Source organism: Chondrinema litorale, assembly GCF_026250525.1.
Classification (GTDB): domain Bacteria; phylum Bacteroidota; class Bacteroidia; order Cytophagales; family Flammeovirgaceae; genus Chondrinema; species Chondrinema litorale.
This window is the reverse complement of the sequence record NZ_CP111062.1, coordinates 17223-37473: the sequence shown is the minus strand read 5'-3', so window position 1 is coordinate 37473 and position 20251 is coordinate 17223. Positions and strand designations below refer to the sequence as shown.

At 28.3% G+C, this 20251-nt stretch carries 12 protein-coding genes; 4 read left to right on the top strand and 8 right to left on the bottom strand.

Features of this window, described 5'->3' with window-relative positions:
• Nucleotides 1-115: 115 nt before the first annotated feature.
• From OQ292_RS38340 to OQ292_RS38315, 6 genes are all read right to left on the bottom strand, one after another.
• Nucleotides 116-601 (bottom strand): hypothetical protein, encoded by a 486-nt coding sequence (locus OQ292_RS38340; RefSeq protein ID WP_284689560.1) that lies wholly within the window; start codon nt 599-601, stop codon nt 116-118.
• A 245-nt stretch (nt 602-846) separates the two neighbouring features.
• Nucleotides 847-4674 carry a choice-of-anchor tandem repeat GloVer-containing protein gene (locus OQ292_RS38335; protein WP_284689559.1) on the bottom strand — a complete coding sequence of 1276 codons (3828 nt, stop codon included), beginning with the start codon at nt 4672-4674 and terminating at the stop codon, nt 847-849.
• Between the two features lie 913 nt (nt 4675-5587).
• Entirely contained in the window at nt 5588-6427 is an 840-nt protein-coding gene (locus tag OQ292_RS38330; protein WP_284689558.1) for a formylglycine-generating enzyme family protein, read from the bottom strand.
• Nucleotides 6428-6510: 83 nt separating this feature from the next.
• Nucleotides 6511-7251 (bottom strand): hypothetical protein, encoded by a 741-nt coding sequence (locus OQ292_RS38325; RefSeq protein WP_284689557.1) that lies wholly within the window; start codon nt 7249-7251, stop codon nt 6511-6513.
• Nucleotides 7248-7721, bottom strand: a complete 474-nt coding sequence (locus OQ292_RS38320; RefSeq protein ID WP_284689556.1) for a hypothetical protein — start codon at nt 7719-7721, stop codon at nt 7248-7250. Before OQ292_RS38320 ends, OQ292_RS38325 begins: the two co-directional genes overlap by 4 nt.
• The gene (locus OQ292_RS38315; RefSeq protein WP_284689555.1) at nt 7711-8331 is read right to left on the bottom strand and encodes a hypothetical protein; all 621 of its coding nucleotides are present in this window, start codon (nt 8329-8331) and stop codon (nt 7711-7713) included. The genes OQ292_RS38320 and OQ292_RS38315 overlap by 11 nt, the downstream gene beginning before the upstream one ends.
• A gap of 936 nt (nt 8332-9267) precedes the next feature.
• Here OQ292_RS38315 and OQ292_RS38310 point away from each other — a divergent pair.
• The 3 genes from OQ292_RS38310 to OQ292_RS38300 all read left to right on the top strand — a co-directional run bounded on the left by OQ292_RS38310 (nt 9268) and on the right by OQ292_RS38300 (nt 17086).
• Entirely contained in the window at nt 9268-13749 is a 4482-nt protein-coding gene (locus OQ292_RS38310) for an ATP-dependent DNA helicase (RefSeq protein WP_284689554.1), read from the top strand.
• 98 nt (nt 13750-13847) lie between these two features.
• Nucleotides 13848-14237, top strand: a complete 390-nt coding sequence (locus tag OQ292_RS38305) for a (deoxy)nucleoside triphosphate pyrophosphohydrolase (protein ID WP_284689553.1) — start codon at nt 13848-13850, stop codon at nt 14235-14237.
• Nucleotides 14238-14242: 5 nt separating this feature from the next.
• Nucleotides 14243-17086, top strand: coding sequence for a DEAD/DEAH box helicase (locus OQ292_RS38300; RefSeq protein WP_284689552.1), 2844 nt, complete (start codon nt 14243-14245; stop codon nt 17084-17086).
• A 137-nt stretch (nt 17087-17223) separates the two neighbouring features.
• Here the strand turns inward: OQ292_RS38300 and OQ292_RS38295 are convergent, their stop codons facing one another.
• Complete coding sequence (locus OQ292_RS38295; protein ID WP_284689551.1) at nt 17224-18396, bottom strand: PDDEXK-like family protein; 1173 nt, start codon at nt 18394-18396, stop codon at nt 17224-17226.
• Nucleotides 18397-18560: 164 nt separating this feature from the next.
• A complete protein-coding gene (locus OQ292_RS38290) occupies nt 18561-19334 on the bottom strand; it encodes a hypothetical protein (protein ID WP_284689550.1) in 774 nt (257 codons plus the stop codon).
• A gap of 105 nt (nt 19335-19439) precedes the next feature.
• Here OQ292_RS38290 and OQ292_RS38285 point away from each other — a divergent pair, with 105 nt between their 5' ends.
• On the top strand, nt 19440-20195 hold the full coding sequence (locus OQ292_RS38285) for a helix-turn-helix transcriptional regulator (protein ID WP_284689549.1): 756 nt from the start codon (nt 19440-19442) through the stop codon (nt 20193-20195).
• The last annotated feature ends 56 nt before the right edge of the window (nt 20196-20251 follow it).

Here is a 20251-nt window from a genome sequence, read left to right as displayed (position 1 = left end):
CAAACACTAACGTATCTTTTGAGCTTACCAACTCCTGCATCATATGATTTTTCATCTTTTAGTATTTAACCATACTTTCAATCGCCCTTCATTATGACTTTTACCTAATTTCTAACTACTTAATAATAGCACCATTATTATCAGGTGACAAACTATTGGAATAATAACTATAAATAGCACAGTTCTCACCTCTAAATTTAATTTCAGTAGGAGTACCTCTTTCATTTAATGGTAATTGCGTCTTAACTTTAAACTTATTAGTATCTAACTTAGATTCGATAATTTCAGCCCCATCTACAATAGCTTGCCAATCATAACCTTCATCATCCCAACATATATGAATACATTGCCCTAGCTTCGCAATTTTACTGATATCTAGTTTTACATAATTTGTATCTAGAATGTATTTGATTTCATCTCCATTGTAAATATATCTTGTATCTCCTTCAGTTCTAACAATTAAGCACTTTGTAGTATCAGGAGAATAAAAACGAATCAAATTTGGATTAGGCTTTTGACTTATATTGCATCCTATTAATGGAGAAAACAAGATAATCAATATAATACATTGTTTTCTTCTTTCAAATACTAGTGTGTTCAACAATTGTATATTCAACTTTATAATGCTCATTTATTTTTCCTGCCTTTTTTAATAGAGTCTTTAGCCTAAAAAAATTTATTTACTCAAACAAATCACCTTAACGTTCTTGTTTGATCCAACTTGAATCTAAAGTGTCAATCTATTGATATATATAAATATACTGTTATCTCTTTCTTTTAATGGTTTAATTTGATATACTATTAGCCAATTATTTAGATTATTTTATACAAAACATCATACTATTTTCATTGTTTTACCACTTTCCAAATAGCTTTACCTTCTTCTGAACTCAAATCAATCAGGTAGATGCCTTTTGAAAGATTACTCATGTCTAGTTCAAAGTTCGATGAGTTTTCGTCAAAATATTTTTGCTGTACTCTCCTGCCTGATGTATCTAAAACCTCGATTGTAACTTTACCAGAAATAGCCGAAGATGTTTCTATGGTTACTTTTGTTTGAACTGGATTTGGAAACAAGGTAATCCCTTTATTTAATAAAGCATCAGATATTCCCGTGATAGATTCCACAATCATACTTATGTCTACTTCATTCACAATAACTGAAATTTTAATAGTAGAATTTTCTTCTTCTAATCTTACTGAAGATGAACTTGTATCAATCGCTTTGCCTTCGTAATCGACTTTAATCTGATAGCTTTCAGCTTTTAAACCTTCTAACTTAAACTTACCAGACTCATTTGATAATGCACTTGCTTCTATTTTTCCAGTAGTTGAAGATTCTGCATAAACTGGAATATTAGGAAGTGGAGTTCCTGTCTCTTCTAAGTCTTGAGTTATTCTACCACCTGAAATACCAGTCTGAGATAATACTATACCTTCGATTGTGCCATTTCCAGTTTCATCATTTACAATCTGTTGAATTTGAATTTCATAATTACTATCAGAACTTAGATAAACTAATTCAGCTTCAGATTCAAGAACAGTATTTCCAGAATATGTAGTCAATAAATTCGGATGTAACTCATTATCAGGAATGATTTTGATTATGTAATTCCCTTCTGCTAAATCAGTCAAATTAAATGAATTGGTGTTTATTACTTCTTCTTTTATTAATTCCAATCCAGTTTCAATAGATTGATAGATATACGCTATAAATTTTATTGTAGCTGGACTTTCTGGAATTGAAAGATTTATATCCAATGCAAATAAAGTTTGTGATTCTATAAAACCATCACAATCATTATCTATTCCATCTTCTAATTCTACTGCACCAGGATAAATATCAGCATTACTATCATCGCAATCTGTATTGTCTGAAACATAGCCCTCTGGTTGTTCACAAGATTGAATGCTATCTTCAGTATTTCCGTAACCATCTCCATCTGTATCGACATACCATGTTAATAGATCTTTTTCTATAACAACAGTTTGAGTAGCTGTTACTTGATTACCACTCTGATCAATAAAAATCCAATTTACTAAGTATGTTCCCTTTTTCTGATAAGAAATGGAATCTGTAGTGGTACCTATTATCTCTCCATCACAATTGTCAATTGTGGAAGGTGGAGTTAATGTTACATTACAGTCTGATTTAATATCTGTAAGAGATGGCTTAGTGGGAGCTGTTTCATCTTTTGTTGAGGTTATTAGAATATTACTTGAATTACTATTACCCAGATTATCTTTTACTAAAACCTTAAAACTATATTCAGTACAAGCATTCAAACCTTTAACTGTATAGCTTAAATCCGAAGTAGTGATTAAGACATTTTCACCCTGATAAACTTCATAAACAATATCATCGCTATGATTAAGGGAATCTATCCAACTAAGTTCTATTTCAGTTTCACTAAGACTTTTTACTTTAAGTATAGGTGCTGATAGTGTTATTTCACTTCCTCCATCATAATATAATAATTTACCTTTTGGATATGAACCATTAATCCCATTAAAATCAGCAATATTATTAAAAACATTACTAACTGGATTCCATTCAAAAATTACACCGTCATTGTATTTTCCTCCACTAGAAGTTGTCCCATAAAATTTATCATTTTTTAATAGTAAGCCGCTTAAAGGTCCTGCTCCAGTAGTTCTCTCAAAATCAATTTTTTTTACATATTCATTTGTTTCTGGATCCCACTCAAATATTACTCCAAGGTCATTTACACCTCCTCTCCGTGTTGTCCCATAAAACTTCCCATTATTTAATGTTAAAACTCCATAAGGATTATTCCCATTTGTGCCATCAAAATCAACTTTTTTTACATATTCATTAGTCTCAGGATCCCACTCAAAGATAACTCCGTAATCATTTTCTCCTCCTTCATGAGTCATCCCATAAAATTTATCATCTCTTAATATCAAACTCTTACAAGGACTTACTCCATTTTCATTGTCAAAATCAATTTTTTTTGTATATATATTGGTTTGAGGATCCCATTCAAATATTACTCCGAGGTCATTTACACCTCCTCTCCATGTTGTACCATAAAATTTCTTTTTATAAAGTGTCAAATTTCCTATAGACCATTTCCCATTAACACCATCAAAATCATACATTTTCGTATAAATATTTGTTTCGGGATCCCATTCATATATTACTCCGTAATCATTCTCTCCTCCTTCTTGTGATATTCCATAAAATTTATCATCCTTCTCTGTTAATATCTCCTTTGGAGATTTTCCATTCACACCGTCAAAATCATACAATTTTGTATAAATATTACTTTCAGGGTTCCATTCATATATTACTCCTCCACCATATTTCCCACCATCACCTGTCACTCCATATAGTTTATCATCCTTTAGGATTAAACCACCCCATAAATTGGCGCCTTCCTCACTTTGCTCTTCAAAATTAAGCATATTGAGAATAGTATTGTTAGTGGGATCCCATTCGATTAACGCTCCTCTAGAGAATTTCCCCCCAAATGTTGTAGTAAAATATAATTTATTATTTAATAAAGTAAATCCATATGTAGGCCATGTGCCAGAACTTTCATACTCAAAATCTATTTTTTTTGAGTATTCATTGGTTTCTGGATTCCATTCGAATATGACTCCATCATCATTTACTCCTCCTTGATCTGTCATACCATAAAATTTATTATTCCATAGAAATAATGTCCCAGTCAATATAGTTCCACTATTTTCGTCAAAATTATATTTGATATTAAAGATATTGGTTTCTGGGTCCCACTCAAATATGACTCCTAAACCATTTAAACCACCACTTCTTGTCGCACCATAAAACTTACTATCTTGTAGAAGTAAATTTTTACTTATATAATTATTAAAATCATATTTTTTTGAATATTCATTTGTTTTTGGATCCCACTCAAATATAACTCCTGAACTATTTAGACCACCACTTCTTGTCAACCCATAAAACTTACTATCCATTAAAACTAATTTACCAACAGGATTAGCTCCATTACTTTTAACAAAATCATATTTTTTTGAGTATTCATTTGTTTCTGGATCCCACTCAAATATGACTCCATCATCATTTTCTCCTCCTTGTTCTGTCATGCCATAAAATTTATCCCCTTTTAGTGTTAAGGTTCCTGTAGGTTGGATATCATCTTTAAAATCATATTTTTTTGTATATTCATTTGTTTCTGGATCCCACTCAAATATAACTCCCGTATCATAATCACCTCCCCACCAGGTCATTCCATAAAACTTTCCATCTTTTAATACCAAACTACCATATGGAAAATATCCACTACTATCAGTATCGTTGAAATTATATTTTTTCACATATGAATTGTTTGAAGGATTCCACTCATAAATAATACCTTCATCATATGTTCCACCAGATGAGGCCATTCCTATTAATTTACCATTATACTCAACGAAAGGAGTATTCCTAGAAAACCCTCCATCAAATTTAGTTTTAACACTAAAAGGTGCAGGATCTATTAATTCTTGCTTATTAATGTCATATTGAAAAATTGCCCCATTACCATCTTCTCCTCCACCTTCAGTTATTCCATAAAATGATTGAGAATATAATCCATTTATTGATATTTTAAATATCAATAAGATAGTAAATACTATTATATGTTTATAATTGATTGAAGTTGTTTGAAAGTATTTGTTTGTCATATATTAATCTATATTAATTTTACCCATTCAAAGGTACTAAAGTGATAAATATATGTGAAAATATGGTTTATTTTACTATTTCAAATCAATATTTTTGTGGATGTTTATTCTATAATCTCTCATTTTGCAATTACCAAATATTCAAAAATCATCCGACAAAAAATCAATACTCTTGCATCCTCACCTCCATAAAATTTGGTTTGAGGCTAAACAGTAGATAAGTTTTACAGGCCTGTAAAACGGTAAAATTTCCTTTGGTTGAAGCCAGTAAAAATTAAAGGCCACGATTTGGCCTTTGATTCTACTAGAAGGTAATTATTCTCCCCTACTCTGGCTTTGCCGAAGAAGTGGAATACTTAACATATATGGGGGTTATGTGTGTCATAAGTTATTGATAGTCATCCTCCTTTCTGGTATATGATTAGAATATTTTAATGAGTGAAAATACTTATGCTAATTTTTGAGTTTCTGGATAGCAGAAATTTTCACATCTAAATTCACTTTCTAACTTCTTCAATTCTAGAATAATTATATTAAGGTTTTTCTGCCATTTATCGAAACTATATCCAATATGTTTAAGTGAACCTACATACTTAAATTCTATTTGAATTTGCGTAGAATCAAATCCTCCCCTACCGATTAATTTTGCTCTTTTTGCGATATGATCACTCTTAAAATAGGCTTCTATATCTTTAAAAATAGTAATATATTACTCTTCACTACATCTAAATATATAAGTAGCTCTATCCAGTTTTATGCTCTCCCAAATAATTAAAACTTGCTTGCACCAATAAATTGGGATTGAAAAAAAAATTTCTGAATTATAATAGATGGACTTTTTATGAAACCAAACCTTTTATAATTGGAATTTTTTACAATTATTCCTATACATCTTTTCTAGATTCATTATTAATTAATATTTATGTTCTCTCAAAACCCTAAAACCTAAATATTCAAGTCTAACAAAAGAACGTTTCGGATATCTGAATTTAATTTCACAAGTCTTCAACCCTGTACTCCAAGATCCACCTTTGATTACTTTAGAATCAAGAGAATAATTATTTTTTTCTGACTCAATGAGATAATCATCACTGAATTTATCATCAACCCATTCATATGCGTTCCCACTCATATCATACAAACCTAATTGATTAGGTAATTTATAACCAACTCCTACAAGTTTCCCATCACTACTTGTCCATGCAACTTTTTTTAAATCATTACTACCTGCATACTTATAGTTGTGATTTTTTTTACCTCCACTGGCTGCAAACTCCCATTCTGCCTCTGTTGGTAATCTATATTTCTCGCCTGTTTTTTCACTTAACCAATTACAATAGGCTATAGCATCAATCCACGATATATTTACAACAGGTTCATTATATTCATATTTTGGTTTGATTTTAAAGTCATCACCATTTTTCCATGTATAATATGTTGGACTAGTTAACCATACATCATCAGATGGATCATATTCGTTATCGTTTGTGTTTGAATAATCAACTTTATATCCTGATTGTTCAATAAAATATGAAAACTGCTCAAGAGTTACCTCATATTTCCCAATACTAAATGAATTTATATGTAACTCATAACCTTCTTTATCATCATCATTGCCAATGATATATTTTCCACCTTCGACAAAAATTAATTCAGGATATTTAGATAATCCTGGTCTTGATATTTGTGAATAAGAATATGTATAGAGTATGATTGATATTATAATTGTTATGTAAACTTTTAATTTCATCATCAACTTTTAACATGTATTGCCTACATAGTTTATTTGAAATCAGTAATTGTATTTAGAATTTTTTCTAATAGTAAAATAAATATCTAAAATGTAATTTTAATTGATAATTCAACTGACTCTCGAATATGTATTTTACTTTTAAATGAAACTCCAATTTCAACCATATTACTCAAAAGCATTAGATTAGAAGCAATATCCAAACTTTCATTTAATTCACTAGAAGTATTTAATAGTATTTCTTGTTGGGATAACAAATTGGAGTCTATAGGGTTTCTAGACTCTACTAATGCTGAAATCTCAGGATCAATATTTAATCCATAGGAATACAATTTTTCTTTAGCTTTTTGATAATCGGGTTCACTACCTATATAATAGTTCTTAAGAGAGAAATTTTTATGAGTTTTTTCATCAACATTTTTTTCTGTTTTTAAAGTTGTACTAATGCATTTATATTTACCATTTGCATCTATTTTATAATTTTTTTCTGTTTCTTTTATTCTGATACTTTTTACTTCGAAAGATTTCGCACCTAAAATTTTAGCTATATTAGCAGTGTTTAATAGTTTTTCCCTTTGAAGTAATTCATTACTGTTTTGTATGCTGACAAAACAATTTGCTTTATATGGATGTGCTATTAAAATAGAGTTATTAGATATTTTTTGAGACCCTAATACTTCGTGAATTTTTAAGAATTCCTCAATTTTATTATTTGGTAATAGTTGGATATTCTTTGAAATTACATTATCATAATTATCCTCATATTTTGAGGCTAGGACATCTTCTTTCCTAGTAAACATAATTACTTTAGAATTTATAGTATTCATTTGGAAACCAATTTATAAATTATGATAGTTAATACCGTTGCTACTCCAATAACAATTATTTTTTTACTTTTTTTACTTTTTTTATATGATGAGATTTCGGTGAAAAATGTCAATAATAAATTTTCATCTACCTTTTTGTGGATTTTTGACAAATTTTCATTAATATATTTCATTCCATTATCAATATTTCCATTTTTTAAAAATATCATAAATGGTAATTTCCTATTATCTTTATCCTTATTAATTAAAACACCTGTTATTATAAATCCGTCCTTTAGAGTAGAAACTGAGCTTTGCGAATAATCTTTACTCTCCCAAATAATTTCTTTAGAAGGATTATTGAAAAATAATTCTCTTATATACTTTACTTTTCCAATATCTTTACTTGCAATTAGCTCATCTTCAAAAAAAAGATATTCATTATTATCCGCATTTTCATGTTGCACCCAAATTGCATTACTACTTTTCATCCTCAAATAATTTAATTTTTAATTTTTCTAACTGACTACTATCGGTTAAATTAATAAAATGAGGTGCCTGAATACCTCCTTCACTAGCAATTTTCTCTATCTTTTGCCATACTTTTTGTCTAGCATTGTTAATATGTGATACTGAATCATAGTGGGACGCTATTATAATTACCTTAGCCCTATTATTTTTATGCCTTTCTTTATTAATCTTATTAATAAAGTTTAGCCTTCCAATATTAACTTCAACATAACTTTTGTCAACCAACATTTTTTTTGAATCCAAAAAATAGAAAATCAAATCACTCTTATTTATCTCATCTTTGTAGTATGCTTTTACAGCTTGTTCCGTACCAGATATGTCTTTACCTTTTGATAGAGTTATTTTCTTATCCTTTATTTCAATTTTAATTTCCTTAAGGTCATTATGTCCAATTGTACCATCTTCAAATTTTGTTTTTCGTAAGTAATTGTGGAATGTTGTTTTACCTGAACTTACAGGCCCAAGTGCTGAAATATAAATCTTTTTTTTTGACAAATTAAATAAAGAGTATCCTGCCCCTAATAGAGTTGCTCCACTTATTACTCCCCATATGATTATTGGTATTGGCATATTTATATTAATTCAAAGATTTCTTAAATGGTTTTCTTTTGATACAGTAACTTAATTAATAAACTAAAAATGAGTAAGAATATTTAATATTGTATACCACAAAAAGATAATTAAAATTTTATAGCTGAAAGTAAAGATAAGTGTAGCTTATATAACTGTTGATATTACTAGAAACCTATCTAACATCTAAAATGGGTTTTTGTCTATTATATTTTGATATCTAAACTTAGAAGCTGTTTAAAGTCATTTTTTCGGCAGTGAAATTTGTTTTAGAAAGTTGTAACTCGTTAATTTTTCTATTTGTACCTTTAGCTATAGACTTTGTCTTTCCTTTATTTTTAAATTAAAACAAGAACTTTAGATACTATACACTGCAATAGCAAGTTACGATAAAATTCTTTTGTGAACTCTTTGTCAAGTTAATTGGATAATCGATTACAACTCTTCATCTATCGGCATTAAAAACATTTAATTGATTAAGTAAATATATCATTAACAAATCACGAATTTTGCTGTGGTGATGTATATACAATTTATAAAAGATTATGAAATAGTTTTCTGTAAAGATTTTATAGATAAATGCTGGTAATTAAACAATGTTGGTAAATAAAAAGCATTGATATTAAGAATAAAACAACTAAAGTGATCAAAATATTTATAAACAAATGTCACTATCATTATAGATGAATTTGGTGAAAAATTAAGCATCTAACTATAAACTTAACTTTAAAAATAATTCAACTTTTGAGTACGGAAACTCATATTTCAAATAATCTTTAATTGACGTAAATTCTCATTTTTATAGAGGGAAATTAATCATAGTTACTCGGCTCATATATGTATTTGTTTTAATTAATATCATTTGTATGATCTTGTATTAACAATTTAAATAATGTATTTCTTATGAAATGATAGAATTTTTAAAAGGCAACAATCATGAAAATAAATTATAATCCAAGATATATAAAAAAGCATTTATCAATTAGAGTACCATGGCATGACAATGCTTGGAATGGTACTGTTTGTACAAATGCTAAAAATAATGATGCTTGTTTGGTTCTTAAAAATTGTGCTGAAAACAGAAATGATAATTTAGAGAAAGAATTTGCAGGTAGAAAGATTTGTGAAATTAAAGATGAAAATAAATTACCTCCATGCATATCTGAAAGTGCCATGTTTATGGCAGATTTTGACTTTAATAGAACTGTTAAACATCCATATGCAAAGGGCTATAATGATTATTACAAACATCTTTTGCCTTCAACTGTTCTTTATCCAAAATATAGTGCCCCAGCAGTACCTTTTCGATGGGGAATGCCTGAATTTGCTGAAAAATTTGCAGAGCAGTATAATTTAGAATTTGACCCAAAGCAAGAGCCATATGCTAAAACTAGTGATGAATCCTTAAAGTTTACAACGAATTGGGTGCAGCATTACCCAAATCAAAAAGCAGTATTTGATTGTTTTTTTGAACATCTTAATCCTAATGAATCTCTAAGTTTTTTTTATGCTAAAGAAGTCCCTTTTGTAGAAGAAAACAACAGAGTTTTAATAGGATTAGGAGAAATCTTATCAATCAATCCACCACAACCGTTTGATACATCAAATGATACAGGTTTTGTATCTATGCCATGGGAGCATATGGTAAACCACAGCATTAGACCTGATTTTAAGAATGGTTTTATTTTCCCATATCACCAAGCTATTGAATATCAAAAAACACATCCTAATTTTGATCCAAAAAGCATTGCGGTTATAATCCCCAATGAGTTCAGAGCGGAATTTTCTTATGCTACAGAACATGTATCTCACGATTTTGCAATTTATATCTTACGTGAATCAATCAAAAAAATTGAACTGGCTAAAAAATTAGAGATAGGAAGTAATTGGGATAATATTTTAGACTGGTTAAGTAAAAAACTATTTCTAACTAAAAAACTTCGAGGAGATTATCCTGGTTTTGGCTCATCTTTAGCTGCTTTGGGTATAAAAAGAGCTCATTTCTTAGCGCAATATATATTTAAAAATATAGAAAAAGAAGATTGTCCATGGGAGTATTTGGAGAATGTTTTTATTGATATAAACTCATTACCAGAAGATTTAAAAAATAGCATTTCTCCTGAAAATATTGAATTATGGCACTATTATAAAAATAGTAATGAATCTCGTTTATTTCTTTTACAGTTATTGAGCCGATTTAATTTGAGTGAATCTCAAGTTAAAATAATTTTTGATATCAATAAAAGGAAAAAAGAATACCAAGATAAAACAGATCAAGAGCTTATAAAAAATCCTTATTTGTTATATGAAATCTCTATTCATTCTTGTGATCCAATTAACTATTCAGTTATTGACACTGGCTTAATGCTGAATACAACCAAAAAGCTCAAACCTTTCCAAACGAAACAGTTTTCTAACTTAAGTAAGGAAAGAATAAAAGCATTAACTGTTATGCAGTTGGAATTCCAAGCTAATAATGGTCATACATTATTCCCAGAAGAAGAATTAGTAAAAAACATTGCTAATTTACCAATAGAGCCAGAATGTAATTTAAACTCAGACTATTTCAATTTAGCTGCTTCTGTATTCGATAAAAGTATAGTAACTCATTTTACAGCAGATAATAAGAAAGCATATCAATTATCAAGGTTCAATGATACAGCAGAACTCATAAATTCAATAATTACAAAAAGGATAAATGCTAAAAAGCATAATTTACAAGAAGATTGGGGAAAGTATCTGAGTGAAATTGAATTTAAGAATACTGATGAAGATTTAAAAGCTAAAGAAGAAAAAACAAAGGCATTAGAAGTGATGGCTAATGCAAGGTTTTCTGTATTAATTGGGCAGGCAGGTTCAGGAAAAACAACTTTATTATCAGCTTTAGCCTCTATTCCTCAAATAAAACAAGGTAATGTTCTTTTTTTAGCTCCAACAGGAAAAGCTCGTGTTAGAATGGAAGAAAAGGCTAAAAAATTTGGTGTAACTGCAAAAACTATCGCTAGCTTTTTATTTAAATCAGGCAGATTTAAAGGTTCTACCCAATCATTTCATTTAAATGATGCGGAGAAAGAAATGGGTTATAAAACAGTCATTATAGATGAGTGTTCTATGCTGACTGAGGAAATGCTAGCTGCAACTTTACAGCATTTAAAACGGGTAGAAAGACTTATACTTGTGGGAGATTATAGACAGCTTCCACCAATTGGTGCTGGCAGACCGTTTGTTGATATAATTAATTTTATCAAACCAGAAGGAATAGAAAGCAGGTTTCCAAAAATTGATAATTCTTATATTGAATTAACTACTTCAGCACGACAAGTAAAAAAAGATAATAAGAAAAGACTTGATACAGATTTCGCCAATTTATTTGGAGGAAATACTCAAGAAAACAATGCTGATGAGATTTTTGAACAAGTCATTAAAGGTGAAAGTGAAAACATCAAAATATATAGTTGGGATAATGAATCTAACTTTGATGATGTTTTGTATAAAGTTTTAGAAAGTGAATTGGATGTGAAAGATGAAAAATCTTTTAACAAATCAATTGGTGCTAATGACGCTGGTTTCTTTAATTGGAATGAAGCTGTTAAAAAAATTGAAGATTGGCAATTATTGAGTCCAGTCAAATCTAAAGTTTTCGGCACTAACCAACTTAATAGAGGAATACATCAAAAATTAAAAAAGGATGCTTTAGATTGGTCCTATAGAGGAAGTAAGACACCTAAGCCATTAGGTCTAGAAAAGATAATTTATGGTGATAAAGTTATAAATATGCAAAATCACTCTAGATCAAAAGGCACTTATCCTGATACAGGTATTAACTATATTGCAAATGGAGAAATAGGAATTTCAGTTGGTCGCACTAATTGGAAAAATGGGTCTAAACCTTATCAATTAGAAGTTGAGTTTTCTTCGCAAGTAGGTTATAAATATCAGTTTACTTCAAAAGATTTTGATGATGAAAAAGGGAGTTATTTAGAACTGGCATATGCATTAACTATTCATAAAGCACAAGGGAGTCAATTTAATACAGTTATATTAGTTATTCCAGAACCTTGTGTTCTATTATCTAGGGAATTATTATACACTGCCTTATCTAGACAGGTTAATAAAGTTATTCTGTTATATCAGGGTAATCCTCAAATGTTATTTAATTATATAAATGATAGTAGGTCTGCAAACTTACAGAGAATTACAAATCTGTTTTATAAGCCAAATATTACAAGATATGAAGAAGTATTATTTGAGAAAAATCTAATTCACTGTGCTTCAGATGGAAAGTTTTTACGCTCTAAATCAGAAGTGATCATTTATGAATTACTCCTTAAAAATGGTTTAGAACCTGAATATGAGTTTAAACTAGAAATTGATGGGCAAACAAAAAGACCTGATTTTTATATCATAGATGATGATATGGGGATTGACTATTATTGGGAACATTTAGGTATGTTGAATGATTCTGAGTACTATAAAAATTGGGAAGAAAAATTAGCATGGTATAAATCGAAAAATATACTTCCTTTTGACAAAGGTGGTGGTGAAAATGGTACGCTAATTATCACAAAAGATGATGCAAATGGAGGAGTTTCTGCAAAAGAAATTGCTAAAATAATAGAAGAAGTATTTGAAGTTGATTCCAAAGAAAGCACTATTAACGATATAAAAGAATTAACAAATGTAGTGTTTCAACTTCGTAATACAGTAGAGTCATACTTTTCTGAATTGTCTAACCAATTTAAGGAGATTAAACAATCTTCTATTAAGACTGATGAGCGTATTGAAAGTATTTATAAAGTCTTAGATGACAACTCAAAAACAACTAATCTTCAAGCTTTTTATTCAAAAGTTGAAAGTAACATAAGTAATTATGAATTATTAGAAGATAACTCTAAAATGTTTTTAGCGTCAGCATATTTTATCAAAGAAAAATTTGATAGAAATAATATGGATGACTACTCTCCATTTGTATTACAATTTTCTAGAGCTATTGAAAATGAGCTATTAAGGAAGTTTTTTGTGTCTTTTTATCCAAAGTTAGATATATTAACCAGTAATGATCCCCTATTCCTTAAAAACGAGTTTGAAAACAGTAAATCAGGTGTTTTTGCTAAATCTTTGAAAAAGAGGTCAGAAAAATTCACATTAGGTACAATGGCATTCATATTTGGATATATCATAAATCCAAATGGTAATACTATTTCATCATCTAATTTATTACAAGAATTTAGAGGGCATATTGTATCCATTGCAAGTGATCAATTTCTATCTAATGAATTAAAAACACAATTAAATTCACTAACAAATGACTATAGAAATAAAGCAGCACATATTAGTCAAATAAGTAAGCAAGAAGCAACTGATTTCTTAAAGCTTGGTACAGACATTTTAGAAAGTATTCTAAAATATTTAAGATAGAAGATCTTTGCAAATAGGGATATAATTTTGTAGTCTTTAATCACTCAAACAATTGGGGTTTATTGTATTACTTAAATAAGTGCGTACTAACTTAAAATATGAAAAAAATTAAAGTATCGGCAGCAATTATATTTCACGATGATAAAATACTCTGTGTTCAAAGAGGTGAAAGTAAATTAGATTATATATCAAAAAAATTTGAGTTTCCTGGTGGAAAAATTGAAAAAAATGAACTACCTGAGGAAACTGTGATTAGAGAAATATATGAAGAGCTTCAGATGAAAATATTGGTTGAAAAACCATTTTTTACTGTAACTCATCAGTATCCAGATTTTCACTTAACCATGTATTCATTCATTTGTAGTTCTGAGACAAAGCTTCTAACACTATCTGAACACATTTCTTTTAAATGGCTCTCAAAAAATGAATTAACGCAATTAGATTGGGCAGCAGCAGACATACCAATAGTTAATAAACTTATAAAATAAGATAAATGAATAAATCAGAAATCCATAACGAAAGTGTTAAATCAGGTTTAGTAAATAAAAAAAATAATTCTCAAACTAATTATCAGCCTGAATTATTGGTAAATGATACCTCTAATGGGAAAAAATTCTTAACTAATCTTATTAGTGAATTAGAATCTTGTAATGAGTTTTGGATTTCTGTGGCATTTGTTACCACAAGTGGTATAGCAACATTAATGAATACTTTAATTGAATTAGAAAAAAAAAATATAAGAGGGAAAATATTAACTTCCCAATATTTAAATTTTACTCAACCTGAGGCTTTAAAAAGACTTCGTAAGTTCAAAAACATTGAATTAAAAATTGCTATAAATGATTCTTTTCACTCTAAAGGATATCTTTTTAAACATGGGAAAATTAATAACATCATTATAGGTAGTAGTAACTTAACTCAAAACGCTTTATGTTTAAACAAAGAATGGAATTTAAAAATTTCAGCTAGAGAAAATGAATTAATATATGATCAAGTTATTAATGAGTTTACTAAAGAATATGAATCTGCTATTCTTGTAACAGATGCTTTTATTGATAGATATTCAATAATTTGGAATACTGCTACAGCTATTGCAGAGAGGGTTAACTTATCATCAGTTTTTCAAAAAACGAAAGTTGAGCCAAATCAAATGCAAAAAGATGCACTTAATAATTTAAAAAATCTTAGAGCAAACGGATGTCGGAAGGCTTTACTAATTTCTGCTACAGGAACAGGCAAAACATATCTCTCTGCATTTGATGTCCAAAAATTCAAACCTGGGAAATTTTTATTTGTTGTTCATAGGAGAATCATTGCTGAAAAAGCTATGGAAACATTTCGGAATTTAATTGATAATCAAATAAGTATGGGGGTGTTTTCAGGAGATACAAAAGAAAAGGATGCAGATTATTTGTTTTCTACTATTCAAACAGTTTCTAAAGAAGAAAATTTGAAATTATTTTGTAAGAACCATTTTGATTATATAGTGATTGATGAATCACATAGAGCAGGTGCAGATTCATATAAAAAGATATTAAATTATTTCTCACCAAAATTTTTACTTGGAATGACTGCTACTCCAGAACGAACAGATGGTGCAGACATTTTTAAATTATTTGATTACAATATTGCCTATGAAATCAGGCTTAATAGAGCTCTCTCAGAAGACATGCTCTCTCCTTTTCATTATTATGGCGTGAGTGATATAACTATTAATGACGAGTTAATAGATGATTTCTCAGATTTTAATAAATTAACTTGTGATGAAAGAGTTAAACATATAATAGAAAAATCAAGATTGTATGGTACAGATTCAGGCGTAATAACAGGACTTGTATTTTGTCCTAGTAATGAAATTTCAAAACAATTATCTAAAAAATTTAATGAAGTAGGTTTTAAATCAATTTATCTTTCTGGTGAAAGTAAAGAAGAAATTAGAACAGATGCTATTAAGAAGTTAGAAAGCAATGGGAAAGATAAAATAGATTACATTTTTACGGTTGACATTTTTAATGAAGGTATAGATATACCTAGTGTAAACCAAATTATTATGCTAAGACCAACCCAATCTGCGATTATCTTTGTTCAACAACTAGGTAGAGGATTAAGAAAATCTAAAAACAAAGATTACTTGACAGTCATTGATTTCATTGGAAATTATAACAATAACTACCTTGTTCCTATTGCTCTATATGGTGATACATCATTTAATAAAGACACTATCAGAAAAATGTTAGCAAGTGGCAGTAATCTAATACCAGGAATATCAACAGTTAATTTTGATGCAATATCGAAAGATAGAATATTTGATTCGATCAATAAGGCAAATATGCAAAAGCTTACTGATTTGAAAAAAGATTATCATAATCTGAAATATAAAATAGGTAAAATTCCTATGATGATGGATTTTATCAATTTTGGATCAAGAGATCCATGGCTTTATTCAACTTACAAAAAATCATACTTGAATTTTGTGGACTTAATTGAAGATAGATATAAAGGTTCAATGAGTATGGAATTATCAAAATTATTGGAGTATTTCACTTTAGAAATTAACAATGGAAAAAGAGTTGAGGAAAGTTACTTATTAAGCTTATTAATAAGACATGAAGACATAAGTAAAAATTCATTTATTGATAAGATTTATTCTACTTATGGGTATAAAATTGATGAAGAATTAATAGAATCTCTATTTATAAATTTAAATTTTGAATTTATAAGGAAATCCTTTGACTGTGTTAAATCTGATAATAACAGAATATTTATAGGAGATGGTTTAAAAAATGCGCTTGATAATGATACTTTCAAAAAATTTTTAATTGATTCAATTGATTATTCGATTGCTACATTCGATTCAAATTTTAAATTAAAATTATATAATAAAGGGCTAGTTAGATACCAGAAATATAGCAGAAAAGATGTTTGTAGATTATTAAATTGGCCAAAAGATATTAGTAGTACTATTTATGGATATAGAACAAAAAATAGTATAACTCCATGCTTTGTAACATATCATAAAGAAGATGAGCTTGATGGCGATATCAATTATAATGATCATTTCATTAACTCATCACTATTTGCTTGGGAATCTAGATCTAATAGGAAGAAATCAAGTGAGGAAATTCAAAATGTAATTAATTCAAAAAGAATTTTACTTTTCGTTAAAAAAGAAGATGGTGAAGGAACTGATTTCTACTACTTAGGTGATGTTTCAATTGTAGAAGGATCAGTTGAACAAGGAACAATGAAAAACACTAATTCACCAGTAGTTTTTTTCAAATATTTACTTGATAAACCTGTAAATGATTCGTTATACAACTATATAATAAATATTTAGACTGTTTGACTTATCACTAGGGTTTAAGAACAAACATAATATGAAGTAGTCACGATGAAATCTGACAGTTTGGTTAAATTAAAGTGCGAACTTTTTTATAATCAAATTTATGAAAATCAAGACTAAAGTGTAATATATTAAAATTTTAGCTCATAAAGCTTTTTAAAATTTTCAAAAATATACTCTAAGAAATCATATAAATCTTTTTCTCCTTCTGGAAATGAAAAAGTTCTTAGATACACATTTGGAGATATTTGAGTAAACCCATCAAATTTATCAAAATATTGCAATATGCTTTTTAATTTATCTTTTGATTTATCGAATGTAGAATCTTCATGAAGATAAATTTTTGTTTGTTTATCTATGCAAACTATATCAATCCAAAAGTCAATATACTCCAGATCTGGAGATTCAAATTTTGCTCTATAATCTCCACCCCATTTGAAATGACTTATCTTGTTAAATAAACTTCCTTTATAATAAAATTTCTCTTTTATCTTCATTGCTCTATACTCATTCAAATCTACTAACATATCTCTAATTGATAAAGCCGAAGAGTATTTCTCCTTCTCCAATATTTGATCATAGAATAAACTTACGAACTCCTGATTCATCTCTTTAGATGTTAAGTGTTTTAATATTTCTTTATATTGTCTTAATGTTGATATGACATCAATGTTATTAGAAATCAAAATACATTTTTCAATCCAATCTTTAATTAGATTTACCTTATTATATTCTGAAGAATTTAGATAAATCAATAGTTCATTGATCTCTTCTTTTTCATGAATTTCCCATTCGGATTGATCTGGCTTTTTTCCATCAATTAACGATAAATAAACGATACCCACTACTTCAAAACCGTTGTTTCTTTCATTCTTATAATATCTAGGAATTTGCCTGGGTTGATCTATTGCATCATTTATTTTATTTTCGATAATTATTGACTTCATTGATGTAAAATCTCTAATCCTTATATCTATCTGGTCTTTTTCCCTATCAACAATAGGGTTTTTAAAATCTTCTAGATTGATTTCATACTTTGAAATCAAATTAATACACTCTATAAATGAAAATAAAAACTTATTCCCATCATCATGGTATAATTGGGATAAAAGATTATAAATCAAATAACTATGAAAGTTTTCTTTATAATATGTATCAGAAACAATTTGGAATACATTAAATCCAATTTTATGTTTGTCATTATTTTTTCTTATGAATTTTTTACTAATATCTAAGTTTAAATCAATTAAATAAAGTATTGATTTTAAGTAAACTTGCTCAATATGTTTCCACTGATCAATCAATATAAATATGCTTTTAATAAACTTATTATTTTATAGTTATTACATCAACTAATTTTAACGACATATATATATCTAAATATGTCTGTGACTTTCGGGTAATTAATTCATATTATCGAAATCTCAAGTAAACAATATAGCCTTAAAAAAAGGACGAAATAACCCAATTACTCATTTTGGCAATCTTTGTTGATTAGTCTTGCTACATTTTTAAAATAATCATCAGATTTATACCCTACCAAATAACTGTACACTGTCATTCCTTCAAATACATATTTATCCAATCTATATTTTGAGAATTCTTCATTTGCTGAAGTTTTTTTCATGAGAAGATCTAATGAATTCTTGATATCAGAACCTAAAGCAATGATTTTGTTAGTTTTGAGCTCTTTTGCTAAAGATAAAATTAATCTTAACCTTTCATCTGGTAAGTCATTAACTTTTTTAAGCACAAAATTCTTACTGTAAAATGGAAACCAATCTACAACAACAGCATATTTTCTTAAATATCCATATCTTACTCCTTCACATTCTTCATCTTCACCATTTAAAAATTTTAAAGACTTATTGCTAAAATTATAAATCATGGAAGTACTCCTTTGATCTGCAAATTCTTCAAACCATTTATTTTGCCTTTCAATAAAGTCATTAAGTGATTCTGTTAGAATATCATAAGGTGCTGAGTCCCTACAATCCTTGTCTCCTATTAATGCAGGGTTCATTGTGATGATCAAGTATTTTACACCTTTTAATAATTTTAATGATTTCCTATCAATTAATTTTCCAGAATAAAAGTAGGGTTGCGATTTACTGCAAAAGTGTGTCTCAGGTTTATCTAATGTATTTTCATTTGCTCTTTCTATAAGTGAATTCCATCTGCTCTTATTTTCTTCTTGAAATGCTTCAAAAATTGATTTTAAATCAGCAACAAAATCGTTCATATCTATTAGAATTGTTTGTTTTATATAGAATGAGAACGTAAAAAATGATATCTAATTTAATTTCAATTAATTTAGATGAGATATGATAAGTAGATAAATTTGATTATGACATATATTGAAAAAATTATTTCCCTGTTGAGGATATTATCACAAGAAAATGGTGCATCAATCGATACTTTGACAAAAGACTTAGATTTAAGTCCTAATAGAATATATCAAAACATTAGAGGAATAGAGAAAGCTGGTATTGAAGTAATTAAAGATAAAGTTGGTTTCAGAAGGATTCGTAAAGAACAATTACTAGCTACTTTCAATATGACAACAAAAGAGCTTCAAATTATTGATGTTTTAAAAGAATCGATTAGAAAACAAAAATGCATTTATATAAAAGAATATTCTGATTCAAAAGGAAATGTTGAAACGTTTAAAGTCGAACCTGTAAAATTGTTCGATAACAACAGACGTATCTGGGTGTTTGATGTCGCAGACTATCAGCATAAACAATTTAAACTTTCTAGAATAGGAAAATTAGAAAATTCCGAAACTCCTGTAGATAAATATAGACATATTGATCCCAAAATAGATGTATTTGGTTCTACAGGTAAAGAATTCATAGAAGTAAGTTTTCTATTGACTGATTTAGCTTGTCATCTTATTAAAGAAACTTATCCAGAGAGTTTTAAAAATATATTTCCATCTTCTAATAAAGATTTTCCTTTCAAATTTCAAGCATTCGTAACTAGTTTTTGGGGTGTTGGAAGGTATATTTTGGGTATGCCAGGGCATATCATAGACATAAAACCCATTTCACTATTGGAACATATAAAAACAGAAACTAAAAAAGCTTACTATTTTTCATAGAAAAAAACGTAGCACGTTAAAAATTCTAATATATTAAAGTTTTCATCTTTTTTTGG

Coding starts and splice junctions, on each gene's coding strand:
- OQ292_RS38335 (WP_284689559.1), bottom strand. CDS start 4,674: ATGACAAACAAATACTTTCAAACAACTTCAATCAATTATAAACATATA.
- OQ292_RS38330 (WP_284689558.1), bottom strand. CDS start 6,427: ATGATGAAATTAAAAGTTTACATAACAATTATAATATCAATCATACTC.
- OQ292_RS38325 (WP_284689557.1), bottom strand. CDS start 7,251: ATGAATACTATAAATTCTAAAGTAATTATGTTTACTAGGAAAGAAGAT.
- OQ292_RS38320 (WP_284689556.1), bottom strand. CDS start 7,721: ATGAAAAGTAGTAATGCAATTTGGGTGCAACATGAAAATGCGGATAAT.
- OQ292_RS38315 (WP_284689555.1), bottom strand. CDS start 8,331: ATGCCAATACCAATAATCATATGGGGAGTAATAAGTGGAGCAACTCTA.
- OQ292_RS38310 (WP_284689554.1), top strand. CDS start 9,268: ATGAAAATAAATTATAATCCAAGATATATAAAAAAGCATTTATCAATT.
- OQ292_RS38305 (WP_284689553.1), top strand. CDS start 13,848: ATGAAAAAAATTAAAGTATCGGCAGCAATTATATTTCACGATGATAAA.
- OQ292_RS38300 (WP_284689552.1), top strand. CDS start 14,243: ATGAATAAATCAGAAATCCATAACGAAAGTGTTAAATCAGGTTTAGTA.
- OQ292_RS38290 (WP_284689550.1), bottom strand. CDS start 19,334: ATGAACGATTTTGTTGCTGATTTAAAATCAATTTTTGAAGCATTTCAA.
- OQ292_RS38285 (WP_284689549.1), top strand. CDS start 19,440: ATGACATATATTGAAAAAATTATTTCCCTGTTGAGGATATTATCACAA.